General features: G+C 61.6%; 13 protein-coding genes and 1 pseudogene. 6 read left to right on the forward strand and 8 right to left on the reverse strand.

Annotation, left to right across the window (positions count from 1 at the left end; all coding sequences use genetic code 11):
- Positions 1-58: 58 nt before the first annotated feature.
- The 4 genes from bamA to rpmE all read left to right on the forward strand — a co-directional run bounded on the left by bamA (position 59) and on the right by rpmE (position 4,347).
- The gene (gene bamA, locus KY084_RS08415; protein WP_425516725.1) at positions 59-2,845 is read left to right on the forward strand and encodes an outer membrane protein assembly factor BamA; all 2,787 of its coding nucleotides are present in this window, start codon (positions 59-61) and stop codon (positions 2,843-2,845) included.
- Positions 2,845-3,546: an OmpH family outer membrane protein gene (locus KY084_RS08420; RefSeq protein WP_219238017.1), complete on the forward strand. Its 702-nt coding sequence runs from the start codon at positions 2,845-2,847 to the stop codon at positions 3,544-3,546. Before bamA ends, KY084_RS08420 begins: the two co-directional genes overlap by 1 nt.
- Complete coding sequence (gene fabZ / locus KY084_RS08425) at positions 3,543-4,022, forward strand: 3-hydroxyacyl-ACP dehydratase FabZ (RefSeq protein WP_219238018.1); 480 nt, start codon at positions 3,543-3,545, stop codon at positions 4,020-4,022. Before KY084_RS08420 ends, fabZ begins: the two co-directional genes overlap by 4 nt.
- A 97-nt stretch (positions 4,023-4,119) precedes the next feature.
- Complete coding sequence (gene rpmE, locus KY084_RS08430; RefSeq protein ID WP_219238019.1) at positions 4,120-4,347, forward strand: 50S ribosomal protein L31; 228 nt, start codon at positions 4,120-4,122, stop codon at positions 4,345-4,347.
- A 234-nt stretch (positions 4,348-4,581) separates the two neighbouring features.
- On the opposite strand, the gene KY084_RS08435 is transcribed toward rpmE, so the two are convergent.
- Positions 4,582-5,661, reverse strand: coding sequence for an aldo/keto reductase (locus tag KY084_RS08435; protein ID WP_343227984.1), 1,080 nt, complete (start codon positions 5,659-5,661; stop codon positions 4,582-4,584).
- Between the two features lie 52 nt (positions 5,662-5,713).
- Here KY084_RS08435 and KY084_RS08440 point away from each other — a divergent pair, with 52 nt between their 5' ends.
- Both KY084_RS08440 and KY084_RS08445 read left to right on the forward strand, forming a co-directional pair.
- Positions 5,714-6,274, forward strand: coding sequence for a TetR/AcrR family transcriptional regulator (locus KY084_RS08440; RefSeq protein ID WP_219238020.1), 561 nt, complete (start codon positions 5,714-5,716; stop codon positions 6,272-6,274).
- Between the two features lie 256 nt (positions 6,275-6,530).
- Positions 6,531-7,267, forward strand: a pseudogene (locus tag KY084_RS08445) (IS5 family transposase).
- Positions 7,268-7,280: 13 nt separating this feature from the next.
- On the opposite strand, the gene KY084_RS08450 reads toward KY084_RS08445, so the two are convergent.
- Genes KY084_RS08450 through KY084_RS08480 form a run of 7 tightly spaced genes read right to left on the reverse strand, consistent with a single transcriptional unit; the run spans position 7,281 to position 12,417 of the window.
- The gene (locus tag KY084_RS08450; protein WP_219238021.1) at positions 7,281-8,084 is read right to left on the reverse strand and encodes a TrmH family RNA methyltransferase; all 804 of its coding nucleotides are present in this window, start codon (positions 8,082-8,084) and stop codon (positions 7,281-7,283) included.
- 14 nt (positions 8,085-8,098) lie between these two features.
- A complete protein-coding gene (locus tag KY084_RS08455; protein ID WP_219238022.1) occupies positions 8,099-8,371 on the reverse strand; it encodes an HPr family phosphocarrier protein in 273 nt (90 codons plus the stop codon).
- The gene (locus KY084_RS08460; protein WP_219238023.1) at positions 8,368-8,775 is read right to left on the reverse strand and encodes a PTS sugar transporter subunit IIA; all 408 of its coding nucleotides are present in this window, start codon (positions 8,773-8,775) and stop codon (positions 8,368-8,370) included. Before KY084_RS08460 ends, KY084_RS08455 begins: the two co-directional genes overlap by 4 nt.
- Positions 8,776-8,797: 22 nt before the next feature.
- Positions 8,798-9,718: an RNase adapter RapZ gene (rapZ, locus tag KY084_RS08465; RefSeq protein WP_219238024.1), complete on the reverse strand. Its 921-nt coding sequence runs from the start codon at positions 9,716-9,718 to the stop codon at positions 8,798-8,800.
- Positions 9,715-10,149, reverse strand: a complete 435-nt coding sequence (locus KY084_RS08470) for an HPr kinase/phosphorylase (RefSeq protein WP_219238025.1) — start codon at positions 10,147-10,149, stop codon at positions 9,715-9,717. The genes rapZ and KY084_RS08470 overlap by 4 nt, the downstream gene beginning before the upstream one ends.
- A gap of 11 nt (positions 10,150-10,160) precedes the next feature.
- On the reverse strand, positions 10,161-11,735 hold the full coding sequence (locus tag KY084_RS08475; protein WP_219238026.1) for a sensor histidine kinase: 1,575 nt from the start codon (positions 11,733-11,735) through the stop codon (positions 10,161-10,163).
- The gene (locus KY084_RS08480) at positions 11,707-12,417 is read right to left on the reverse strand and encodes a response regulator transcription factor (protein ID WP_219238027.1); all 711 of its coding nucleotides are present in this window, start codon (positions 12,415-12,417) and stop codon (positions 11,707-11,709) included. Before KY084_RS08480 ends, KY084_RS08475 begins: the two co-directional genes overlap by 29 nt.
- Positions 12,418-12,512 lie beyond the last annotated feature (95 nt).

Here is a 12,512-nt window from a genome sequence, read left to right on the forward strand (position 1 = left end):
GCAGGGCAGATGCACCGCTGTGGGGGCGTGCAGGGGTTTCTCCGATTAGGGTGGGAATGTGACAACGAATAAGGCATTCAAATTCGGCTCGCACGCGAAGTTCGTCGCGTTGGCCTGTACCATGCTGAGCGGGGTCGGCGTGGCTCAGGCGCAGGACGCGCAGAACGCACCGGCCGAATCCCTGCCGGCGCCGACGGCCAGCCCGCTGGTCTCCCCGCCGCAGGAGCATGTCGTCAAATCGCTGAAGGTCGAAGGATCGCAGCGTATCGAACCCGCGACGGTGCTGTCCTATACCAAGCTGCGCGTCGGCGAGACTTATACCACCGAAACAGTGGACCAGGCGATCAAGGACCTGCTGGCCAGCGACTTCCTGGCCGATGTGTCGATCGAGGGGGTCGAGACCGGCAACCTGATCATCCATGTCAAGGAAAACCCGGTCATCAACCGGATCGTGCTTGAAGGCAACAAGCACCTGAAGGATGACAAGATCAAGCCGGAGATCAAGCTCGCTCCGCGGCAGATATTTACCCGAACCGCGGTTCGCGCGGACGTCGCGCGGATCATCGAGCTGTATCGGCGTCAGGGCCGCTTTGGCGCGACGGTAGATCCGCAGATGGTCAGCCTCGACCAGAATCGCGTTGACGTGATTTTCGAAATTCACGAAGGCGGCAAGTCGAAGGTTCGCGCGATCAATATCATCGGGAACGAGAAGTTCTCCGATTCCGAACTGCGCAGCCAGATGGCGACCAAACAGTCGAAATGGTTCCGCGTCTTCAGTTCGAATACCAGCTATGATCAGGACCGGCTGTCCTATGACCAGCAGAAGCTGCGGCAATTCTATCTGACGCAGGGCTATGCCGATTTCCGCGTTACCTCCGCCGTTGCCGAACTGACGCCCGACAAGGAAGACTTCATCATCACCTATGTGGTGGAAGAGGGCGACCGGTATAAGTTCGGGCCGGTGACGGTGCACAGCGGCATCCGCGATTTCGACGAGAAGAAGCTTCAAAAGTTCCTGCCGATGAAGGAAGGCGACTGGTATAATGCGAAGATGGTCGAGGACACTGTCGACCAGCTGACGCAGACCGCCGGCACCTTCGGCTATGCCTTCGCCGATGTGCGGCCGGAGTTCACACCGAACCGCGACGATCACACCATGGCGGTCGAATTCAACATCAATCAGGCAAAGCGCACCTATGTCGAGCGGGTGAACATCACCGGCAATACCCAGACGAAGGACAAGGTGGTCCGCCGCGAAATGCGCCTGGCGGAAGGTGATGCGTTCAACTCACTGCTGCTCAAGCGATCGGAAGACCGGATCAACTCGCTGGGTTATTTCCAGGACAAGTTCGAAATCAAACAGTCGCAGGGTTCGGACGATGACCGCATCGTCCTCGACGCGAATGTCGAGGAAAAGCCGACCGGCGAACTGTCGCTTTCGGCCGGTTTCTCCAGTCTTGAACGGTTCATCCTGCAAGGATCGATCCAGCAGAACAATTTCCGCGGCATGGGCCAGACGGCGCGCGCGCAGGTTAGCTGGTCGTCCTATGCCAAATCGGCGGAACTGGGCTTTACCGAACCGTATCTGTTCGATCGTCCGATCGCCCTGGGCGGCACGCTGTTCCGCCGCGATTACAACTCGTTCAGCTATATCAATGGTGATGAGCGCAACACTACCTATTCGCAGGTTTCGACCGGTTTCCAGATTTTCACCGGCGTCCCGCTGACCGAATACTGGACGCTGTCGGGCAATTATACGCTCAGCGAAACCGATGTGACGCTCAGCAAGAGCACCTATTACAAGGATACCGACGGCGACGGGGTGAAGGACACCTGCGACCCCGTGCTGGCCGGACGGTATCTGTGCGACGCCATCGGTAACCGGCTGACCTCGATGGTTGGTGCGCAGATCCGGTATAACAGCCTCAACAGTCGCCTGCGCCCGACCAAGGGCGAAACGTTCAGCGTCGGCCTGGATTTCGCCGGTGTTGGTGGCGATACGCAGTTCCTGCGCGCCACGGCGAAGGCCGCGAAATATTGGAGCGTCGGCAGCGGCTTCATCTTCTCACTTTCGGCCGAAGGCGGCGCGATCAAATCGCTGGAAAGCGATCGCGGCGAAGGCGTTGACGAAGTGCGGATCACCGACCGTTTCTATCTGGGCCAGCAGCAGTTCCGCGGCTTCGACATTCGCGGCATCGGCCCGCGCGTCCAGCGCGTCTATTACACCGGCGACCCGGAAGCTGGCACGCAGTTGCTGTCGACCGACAAGGATTCGCGTGTCGATGATGCGCTCGGCGGCAAATATTATTATCTGGGTAAGGCCGAACTGGAAATCCCGCTGGGTTCGGGTGCGCGCGAACTGGGGCTGCGACCGTCGATCTTCGCGCAGGTGGGCGCGCTGTTCGGGCTGAAAAAACCCTTGCTCAATACCGCGTTCGATCAGGCCACTGACAGCAACGGAAATCTGCTGTACAATGACGATGGTTCGCCCACGCTGCTTCCGCGCACCACGGCGGTGACCGACAGCAGCGGCCGGCAAATCTATGTGGTGCCTTCGACCGCGTCGGAGAATGCGGGCGCCACCACAACCTGTTCGACGGGATATTCCTCCACCTATGGCGGAACCTGCTCGGGCACGTCGGTGAACACGATCTATACGACGTCGACTTCGCCCTATTACGAGCAGTATCTGGGCGACAGCGCGCTGCCGCGTATCTCGATCGGCATTGGCGTCGACTGGAATTCGCCGTTCGGTCCGCTGCGGCTCGATCTCGCCAAGGCAATCTATACCCAGCCCGGCGATGACCCCAAATTGTTTACTTTCAACGTAGGGACGCAATTCTGATGAAACCGATACAGCTTACGGCACTTGCCGCCGCGATAATCGCTCCCGCCATGATGACCGCAATTCCGGGCGCCCATGCGCAGGTTTCGGGAATCGCAACGGCGCAGCCGACCATGGCGATCGCGCGCAGCAAGGCATTTTCGACCGCGAACCAGCAGATCACCACGACGTACAAGTCCAGCCTCGATCAGATCGACGCCAAGCGGAAGAGCCGTCAGGCGCTGCTCGCAAAGCTCGATACGAATAACGACAAGAAGGTCGATGACGCCGAACTGCAAAAGGCGAAGAGCAGCAACAGCCCGGTGCTGACCCAGCTCAATCAGGCCGATAGCGAGATCGAATCGCTTAGCGAACCGGCGCTGAAGGCGCAGGCCTATGCGATCGAACAGATCGCCCAGAAATACGACGCCGCGCAGCAGCAGGTGATTACCAGCAAAAAGATCAACATCGTGCTTTCGCCCGATGCGCTGCTCTATGCGCCCGATAATGCCGATATCACCAGCCAGATCGTCGCGCAGCTGGATCAGAGCGCACCGAGCGTTGCGATCACGCCGCCCGCCAACTGGCAGCCGAGCCGTCAGGTGCTTCAGCTTCAGCAGCAGCTCCAGCAAATCCAGCAGGTAGCGGCGCTTCAGGCCGCGCAGCAGGCGCGCCAAGCCGCGTCGAGCACGCAAACGGCACCGGCCCAGAACAGCCGATGAGTGATAGCGGCAGCCCTGAAAACGAAGTCGGCCCGCTCGACATCGGCCGGGTGATGGCGGCGCTGCCCCATCGCTATCCGATGCTGCTGGTCGATCGCGTCAAATCGCTTGTTCGCGACCAAAGGATCACCGCAATCAAGGCGGTGACGATGAACGAGGGATTCTTTCAGGGCCATTTTCCCGGCCGGCCGATCATGCCGGGCGTATTGATCGTCGAAGCGCTGGCGCAGGCCGCCGGCGTTCTGGCGGTGGAATCGCTCGACCTCGCCGGATCGGGCAAGCTTGTGTATTTCATGGCGATCGACAATGCGAAATTCAGGAAGCCGGTCGAACCGGGGGTTTTGCTGACACTCGACGTCGAATTCGTTCAAAAACGCGCGAGCGTGTGTAAATTTACCGGGCGGGCCTCAATCGACGGGCAGCTTGCGGCGGAAGCGAATTTCACCGCGATGATTGCCGATCCGCCCAAGTCCTGAACCCAAAAGCGAATATCTTGCAATATGGGCGGCGCGGGTGTACCGCGCCGCCTTCCTTTTGGCTGGTCGGTAACCAGCCGCCATATGGAGAAGCGACGTGAAAAAAGAAGGCCATCCCGACTATCACACCATCAAGGTGCAGATGACCGACGGCACCGTGTTCGAAACCCGCTCCACCTGGGGCAAGGAAGGCGACACGCTTCAGCTTGATATCGATCCCAAGTCGCACCCGGCCTGGACTGGCGGCAACCAGCGCCTTGTCGACGCAGGCGGGCAGGTCGCGCGCTTCAACAAGCGCTTCGGCGGTCTTTCACTCAAGAAATAATTCAGGCGGCGGCGTGCGCACTATCGCGCGCCGCCGCGGGAATATCGGTTCGTTCGGCTTCGCCCCGCCGCTATTTGCGCGCGGCGGCGCATGCGTTCGAAATGCGAATAAGCGCGGCGTTGATGACTCAGTCACGGTCGCGCCCCTGTTTTAAACCGATCAGGCGAATAAGCCGATCTGTCACGTTGATCCGGGGCGGCCTTACCCCAGCGCTAAGTGTCATTCCGCTCCAATTCATACAAGAGCTGCGTTCGCCTTGAAACCGGTTGACTCTTCAATCGAGCGGTGAAGCAGGGCCGGTGTGGAGATGCTCTGGAAGTCGTCGCGAGGCGTATAGGGCTCCTCCAGCCGCCTGGCTTCGTCGTCGGTCAAGGTGATCGTCAGCGCCGCGACGGCATCATCGATATGCTTGGCCTTAAGTGCACCGACGATCGGCGCTGCCACGACCGGATTGCGATGCAGCCATGCGAGCGAGATCTCCGCAGCACTCACGCCTCGCTCGGCGGCGATTGCGTTGACCGCATCGACGATGGCGTGGTCGCTGTTCTCCGTGGCGGGATTTTGCGCGGCGCCGGCCGGCTCCGTTTCGGTGCGCTTCGTGGTTGTCCCCCACGGCCGGGCAAGCTTGCCGCGCGCCAACGGGCTGTAGATCATCGTCGCGACGCCCTCATCGGCGCAGAGCGGGATCATCTCACGCTCTTCCTCGCGCGCGACAAGGTTGTAATTGTGCTGCATGGAGATGAAACGCGTCCAGCCGTTTGCCTTTTGCACGTTCAATGCTTTGGCAAATTCCCAGGCCTTCATCGACGAGGCTCCGATATATCGCACCTTGCCAGCTTTCACCACGTCATTGAGCGCCTCCAGCGTTTCTTCCCACGGCGTCAACTGATCACGCCGGTGAATCTGATAAAGGTCGATATAGTCCGTGCCGAGCCGACGCAGGCTATGGTCCACCTCGGCCAGGATCGCCTTGCGCGACAGGCCGATGGCGTTCGGGCCGTTGCGCATCGCGCCGGAAACCTTGGTGGCAATGACGACGGCGTCACGAGCGACAAAAGCCTTCAGCGCGCGGCCGACAAATTCCTCGCTGGTCCCGGTCGAATACATGTTGGCGGTGTCGAAGAAGTTGATCCCGGCTTCCAGCGCGTGACGGATCAACGCGCGGCTCGCTTCCTCGTTAATCGACCAGGCCGGATGGCCCCGCGCGGGATTGCCGAACCCCATGCAGCCGATACAGACCGGCGAGACGTCAAGACCCGAATTGCCCAGCTTCACATATTGCATTGCCGCCTCCCATAAGGCAAAAACGGACATGTGTCCGATTGCGCCTTGATCGGACAGGTGTCCGTTTAAGTCAAGAGGTTCGATGTCCTGCGATATTCATCTACGCTCAGACGCCCGTAATAATCGCGACCGTCTTCTCACTGTGGCGCGTGAAATGCTTGCCACCGATCCCCATGCGTCGCTTCATTCGATCGCGAAGGCTGCCGGGGTCGGCCAGGGCACGCTCTACCGTCATTTCCCCACTCGCGAAGCGCTCGTTCTGGGCGTTTATCGCGACGGCATCGACGCACTCGTAGGACTTGCACCGTCGCTTCTCGCCGAAACATCGCCTTTGAAGGCCCTACGACTATGGTGCGTATCTTTTGCTGATTACAGTCGGAAGAAGCACGGTATCGCCGACATGGTCAAAGCCGCCATGTCCGAACAGGACTTTGCAGAAACATACTGGCTGATGGTTGACGCTGTCCGGCAGCTGATGACGGCCTGCGCGGAAAGCGGCGCGCTTTCGGACCCGATCGACGCGGAGGACTTTCTGCAACTGCTGGCCCTGCTTATGCAGCTTCCTCCTACTGCGGAGGGTAGGGCGCGGAGCGAGCGGCTTCTGTCCTTCGCGCTGCGCGCAATGGGCGCCGATCCGCGATAGCGCCTCAGCGCAGCCGCCTCTCCGTCGTCTCGCATCGCAAAAGCCGTCGTCCCATTTCGTAATCCTGATGCCAAGCGGACCGTACAGCAAAACGAAGAAGGCAGAGCAGCCAATAGTGGCAAGTGGCGGGCCGTGCGAGATAGCGATGAGAACGATGTCTACTCCATCGCCCTCTATTTCCCTCTAGGCGGTGTCTGCATTTAGGGGATTCGGTTTATGCGGAAGTTCTGATTCAAAGCTGGTGAGGAGCCAGACGATGAGCAGACGCACGCTGACGGACGAGCAATCTTCCCGGTCGGGAGGGGGCGCGAGGCCGTAGCGGCGCGGACAGTCGGCTGTTTGTGGATGCGATTCTATGGATGGCGGGCAACGCGGCGCGCTGGCGTGATCAGCCAGAGGTGTTCGGCAAGTGGACAGGGGTACATGCCCGGTTCCGGCGCTGGTCGCATACTGGTGTTTGGGAACGTCTTTTTCATAGCCTGACCGACACGCCAGACTTCGATTATGTCCTGATCGACAGCACGATCTCGAAAGTCCGCGCCGATGCAAGCGGAGTAAAAGGGGGGCTGGAGGCTGCCGCGACCGGTCGCATCCGCGGCGGGCTGACGACCAAATTGCACGCTGCGGTCGATGCCATCGGCCTGCCGATCCGCATCTATCCGACGCCAGGGTAGCGGGGCGATGCCCCGCAGGCCAAAACCCTGCTGAAGGGTTTGAAGGGCCTGGGTCACGTCATTGCCGATGCTGCCTATGATGCCGATCCGCTACGCGCTTTGATCGCCGATGATCTTGGTGCGAGCGCCCACATCAAGGCCAATCCCAGCCACACTGCAAAACCACCCATCGACTGGCGGCTCTACAAAAAGAGCGTCATCAGGTCGAATGTTTCTTCAACAAGCTCAAGCGCTTCCGCCGTATCGCGCTGCGGTGCGAGAAGACAATCTCTGCTTGGGTTTCGTCTGCCTCGCATGCGCCGTGATCTGGCTGCGCTAAATGCAGACACCGCCTAATCCCTGCGCTGTTTGTCGAGCACGGTATAAGCCATCACTGCGGTCGCGACGGCGGCGTTCAGGCTGTCCGCCTTTCCCGCCATCGGGATTTTGACCAGCAGGTCGCAGGCATCGGCATAGCTGTCGGGCATTCCCTGCGCCTCGTTTCCCGTCAGCAGGAAGGTGGGCGCGGGATAATCCGGCCCGCGATAATCGTGATCGGTGTCGAGGCTAAGTCCGACGAGCGTGCCTGGTCCTGATCGCAGCCAGGACAGGAAATCGCCCCATTCGGTTCGCGCCAGCGGCACGGTAAAGATTGCTCCCATGCTGGCGCGGACAGCTTCGACCGAAAATGGGTCGACGCATTCGCCGACTAGGATCAGCCCGCCTGCGCCCACGGCATCGGCGGTGCGCAATATCGTGCCCAGATTGCCCGGATCGCGAAGCCGCTCTGCAACCAGCCAGATCGGTGCCGCTGTGCGGTCGAGCAAGGAAAGCCGCGTCGGCAGCTCGTCATACACGCCCACCACCGAACCGGGATTGTCCTTCCCCGAAAGCTTGGAGAGAATGTCGGCGCTGGTTTTCAGCGCTTCGCCGCCCGCCGTCTCGGTCGCTTCGATCAGTGCGCCAAGAAGCGGGTGCTCGGCGCCGTCGCCGGTGAAGAACAGGAAGCGCGGCAGATGGCCTTCCTCACGCGCTTCGGTCAGGATGCGAAGCCCTTCGGCCAGAAACAGCCCTTCCTCGCGCCGATGCCGCTTGTCGCGCAGCCCACGCATCCGCTTGATCAGCGGGTTGGAAAAGGCGGTGATTTCACGGGGCATCGGACGCTTCGGCTTCAATCCTCGCCGAACCGGTCCTCGACCAGCGCAACCAGCGCGTCGACCGCGTCCTGCGCGCCGTCGCCTTCGGCACTGATCGTAATCGAATCGCCCTTGGCCGCGCCAAGCATCATCAGCCCCATGATAGAGGTGCCGGTGACGCACGAACCGTCCTTTTCCACCTCGATCTCAACCGGCTGACCCGAAGCCAGGGTAACGAATTTCGCGCTCGCCCGCGCGTGCAGGCCGCGCTTGTTGGCCATGGCGACCGTTCGGGAAACGCGGCTCACGCCGCCGCCTCACCCAATACTTCCGACGCGACAGAGATGTATTTGCGTCCCGCCTCCCGCGCGGCGCCGACCGCTTCGACGACCTGCATCGTCTTGCGCGCACCACCGAGGCGGATGAGCATAGGAAGGTTGATCCCGGCGATCACTTCGACGCGCCCCGGTTCCATCAGTGAGATGGCAAGATTGGACGGCGTGCCGCCGAACAGGTCGGTAAGCACGATTACGCCGCGCCCCGAATCGACGCTTTCGATCGCGCTGGCGATATCCGCCCGGCGTTCCTCCATATCGTCTTCCGGACCGATACAGATCGTCGCGATCCGGTCCTGCTGTCCCACCACATGCTGCATGGCAGTGACGAATTCTTCGGCCAGTCGGCCATGCGTCACCAATACAAGCCCGATCATGCGAAAATGATTCCCGTGCCGTTCATACCTGTGTCGGCGCCCCTTCCAGCGAATCCTGCGGTGCCGATCCTAGATCGCGGTGGCGCACCGTGGGGGAAAAACCGCCAGCGCGCAACCGTGCCGAAACGCGCTCGGCGACATGAACCGAACGATGACGCCCGCCCGTACAGCCAAAGGCGATGGTTACGTAAGCCTTACCCTGCTCCCTGTAGCGGGGCAGCAATAGCAGCAGCAACGCTTCGATCTGCTCCAGCGACTGCGCATAGGCAGGGTCCGCTGCGACATAGTCGGCGACCGCCTGATCCTGTCCCGTACCGGGACGAAGCGCGTCATCCCAGTGCGGATTTCGCAAGAAACGCATGTCGAACACCAGATCGGCGTTGCGCGGGATGCCGCGTGAATAGCCGAACGACAGGATCGACAGCGTGGGTTCGCGCATCGCCGGCGTTGCGAAATCGTCGCGAATTTCCTGACTGAGATCGTTTGCCGAAAGCCGGGTGGTGTCTATCAGGCGGTTGGCCCATCGCCGCAGCGGGGCAAGCAGTTCGCGTTCGCGTGCGATGCCGTCGCTTGCCGGCCGGTCGATGGCGAGCGGGTGGCGGCGGCGGGTTTCGGCGTAGCGCCTTTCCAGCTCGGCACCCGCGCAGTCAAGAAACAGCACGCCGATATCGTGTCCATGCACCTCACGCAGCGTCTTGATCCGTTCAACCAGTCCCCGCGGATCGAACCCGCGCGTCCGGGTGCTGAGGCCAACGGCCAGCGGCTTGTCGTCATATTCCGCATCATCGGGCAGTTCAGTGGCCAGTAATCGATCGATCAACAGCAACGGCAACTGGTCGACCACTTCCCAGCCAAGATCCTCCAACGTGCGCAGGACGGTCGATTTGCCCGCGCCCGACATGCCGCTGACCAGCAGGATACGCTTGGATTCGCGTCGTTTCATCGCTGCGTCTCCACATGGCGAAGCGCCAGTTCGGCCTTGATCGGCGCGGAAGGCTCCAGCGCGGCGAATGCCGTCACCGGCACGTCAACTCCGGCGATCCGTTGTGTATCATAGGATGCGGGCAGCCGTTCCGGGCGCTCTTCCAGACGAAGCAGCAACGCCACTGGAACGTCCTGTATATGCGGCATTTCGATGATGCCGACGCCGCGCACCTCGATCCTGCCGATGATCGTGTCCGGCGCGCGCGCATGGAGGCGCGGCCCCGATCGAGTAACGCGCGTATAATCGTCGCTGACCAGCACCGCGCCGCGATCGATCAGGCGCAGCGCCAGATCCGATTTGCCGCTGCCCGACCGGCCGCTGATCAGAAGCGCCCGCCCGTCGATCGCCACGCACGAGGCATGAAGCGTTTCGGAGGAAAGGTCGGCCAATTATTGCTCCGTTATCCATGCGCGCCGGCTGCGGGCAGTTCGACGACGAATCTGGCACCGCTCAACCGGTCTTCGCGCGATTCGACCGCGATGGTTCCCTGATGCCCTTCCACGATGGTGCGGGCAATGGCGAGCCCAAGGCCGCTATGCTTGCCGAACGCCTCGCCCCCCGGACGCACCGAATGAAAGCGGCTGAAGATTGCTTCGCGGTGCTCCTGCGGCACGCCGGGGCCTTCGTCTTCGACACGAATGGTGATGGTGCCCGGCCCCCGTGCGGCGGACACCGCGATCGTGCCACTATCGGGCGAGAAGGATATCGCATTGTCGATCAGGTTTTCGAAAACGCGTTCCAGCCGCGCGCCTTCGCCCATCACGACAAGCGGGCGGGACGTCGCCCGGTCGAAATGAATACGCACGTCGCGCCGGGCATTGCGGTTCATATTCTGCTCGATCAGCGCTTCCAGCATCGCACCGATATCGACGGGATCGAATTTCGCCCGGCTTAGCTGCGCGTCGAGGCGGGATGCTTCCGAAATATCGCTGATCAGCCGGTCGAGACGATGAATATCGTCGCGAACGATTTCGAGGAGCTGTTCCTGAAGCTTGGAATCACGCACATGGACAAGGCTCTCCACCGCCGAGCGCAATGAGGCGAGGGGGTTTTTCAACTCGTGCGTGACATCGGCGGCAAAGGCTTCGGTCGCGTCGATCCGGGCGCGCAACGCCTGGCTCATGTCCGACAGCGCGCGTGCGAGCAGGCCGATTTCGTCGCGGCGTGAGGGAAGGCGGGGGACAACCACCTCGCGCGCGCGGCCCAGCCGAACGCGGACCGCGGCGCGCGCCAATCGACGTAGTGGACGGACGATCGTGCGAGCGAGGAACAGCGACAACAGGATCGACACGATCGCGACGATGGCAAGCACTACGCTCAGCCGGAACCGTTCCAGCCGAACCGTCTGGGTGATGTCGCGCGCATTGACGGTCGTCATCACCACGCCGTCATCGTCCAGCGAGGTCGCGGCGGTAATGACGGGGGTGCGATCCGGCGCGCGCCAGACGGTGGCGGGCGTGCTTTCGGTGTGGCGAGCGGTTCTGACATCGGGCCATGCCGACCCGTCGGCGTCACCCCGGTCGCGGTAGAGCGGCGCCCGCGGCGCGCCGACGACGGTATCGATTACGGCGTCCAGAAACCGCGCCGCATCCTGCTGCCACGGTTCTTTGTCAGGATCGATCAGGCGGAAGTTGCGCACGCCCAGCGCCTGGCTGTCTGATACCAGCTGCGAATCGGGGCCGTAAACGCGAACCCGTGTGCCGGTGCTGGCGGCCAGCCGGGCGATGATCGGCTTTCGCGCCTGTGGCGGGGCGGCGAGCAGCGCCTGTGCGATCAGCCGCGTCTCCCGGCTTGCCTGTGCAACGCGGCTGTCGACGATGCGCGTGCGATAGGAATCGAGATAGAAGAACCCGCCTGCCAGCATGGCGAGCGCGAAAATGTTGACCGCCAGTATCCGCGGCGTGAGCGATACGCGCCCGGACCAGCGCAGCGAAAGCTCGCGCTCGTCATTCCTCCGAGAAGCGATAGCCCGCACCGTATAGCGTTTCGATCGCGTCGAACTGCGGATCGACCTGCCGGAATTTGCGCCGCACGCGCTTTATGTGGCTGTCGATCGTCCGGTCATCGACATAGATGTCGTCCTGATATGCCGCGTCCATCAACTGGTTGCGCGTCTTTACTACCCCCGGCCGCTGGGCCAGCGCTTCCAGAATCATGAATTCGGTAACGGTCAACGTGACGACATCGCCTTTCCACGTCACCCGATGCTTTGCCGGGTCCATGTTCAGTTCGCCGCGCTCCAGCACATCGGCGCTCTCGGGCAAATCGCCGCCTTCCGCACCACCGCCCGCATGTTCGGTGCGGCGCAGGATCGCGCGGATGCGTGCGATCAGCAGCCGCTGCGAAAAGGGTTTGCTGATATAATCGTCAGCCCCCATGGCAAGACCGAGCGCCTCATCCAGTTCATCATCTTTCGAGGTGAGGAAGATAACCGGAACCTGACTTTTTTCGCGCAACCGGCGCAACAGTTCCAGCCCGTCCATGCGTGGCATCTTGATATCGAGCACGGCCAGATCGGGCGGATTTTCGGTAAGCGCTTTCAGTGCGGTATCGCCGTCGGCATAAACGCGCGTGACGAAACCTTCGGCCTGAAGCGCGATGGATACCGAGGTCAGAATGTTGCGGTCGTCATCGACGAGCGCGATCGTCTCGCTCATTGGCGCTCCCGCCATAACCGTTTCATGGGCTTCGCGCGTACTCCAAACGTCGCCCGCCGACAACCGCCACGGTGTAAATGCAGATCCGCCAGCGA

The sequence above is a fragment of the Stakelama flava genome (genome assembly GCF_019351405.1).
Taxonomy (GTDB): Bacteria; Pseudomonadota; Alphaproteobacteria; order Sphingomonadales; family Sphingomonadaceae; genus Sphingomonas; species Sphingomonas flava_A.

Coding starts and splice junctions, on each gene's coding strand:
- KY084_RS08420 (WP_219238017.1), top strand. CDS start 2,845: ATGAAACCGATACAGCTTACGGCACTTGCCGCCGCGATAATCGCTCCC.
- KY084_RS08435 (WP_343227984.1), bottom strand. CDS start 5,661: ATGTCCGTTTTTGCCTTATGGGAGGCGGCAATGCAATATGTGAAGCTG.
- rapZ (WP_219238024.1), bottom strand. CDS start 9,718: ATGAAACGACGCGAATCCAAGCGTATCCTGCTGGTCAGCGGCATGTCG.
- KY084_RS08480 (WP_219238027.1), bottom strand. CDS start 12,417: ATGAGCGAGACGATCGCGCTCGTCGATGACGACCGCAACATTCTGACC.
- KY084_RS08440 (WP_219238020.1), top strand. CDS start 5,714: ATGTCCTGCGATATTCATCTACGCTCAGACGCCCGTAATAATCGCGAC.
- KY084_RS08460 (WP_219238023.1), bottom strand. CDS start 8,775: ATGATCGGGCTTGTATTGGTGACGCATGGCCGACTGGCCGAAGAATTC.
- KY084_RS08450 (WP_219238021.1), bottom strand. CDS start 8,084: ATGCCCCGTGAAATCACCGCCTTTTCCAACCCGCTGATCAAGCGGATG.
- fabZ (WP_219238018.1), top strand. CDS start 3,543: ATGAGTGATAGCGGCAGCCCTGAAAACGAAGTCGGCCCGCTCGACATC.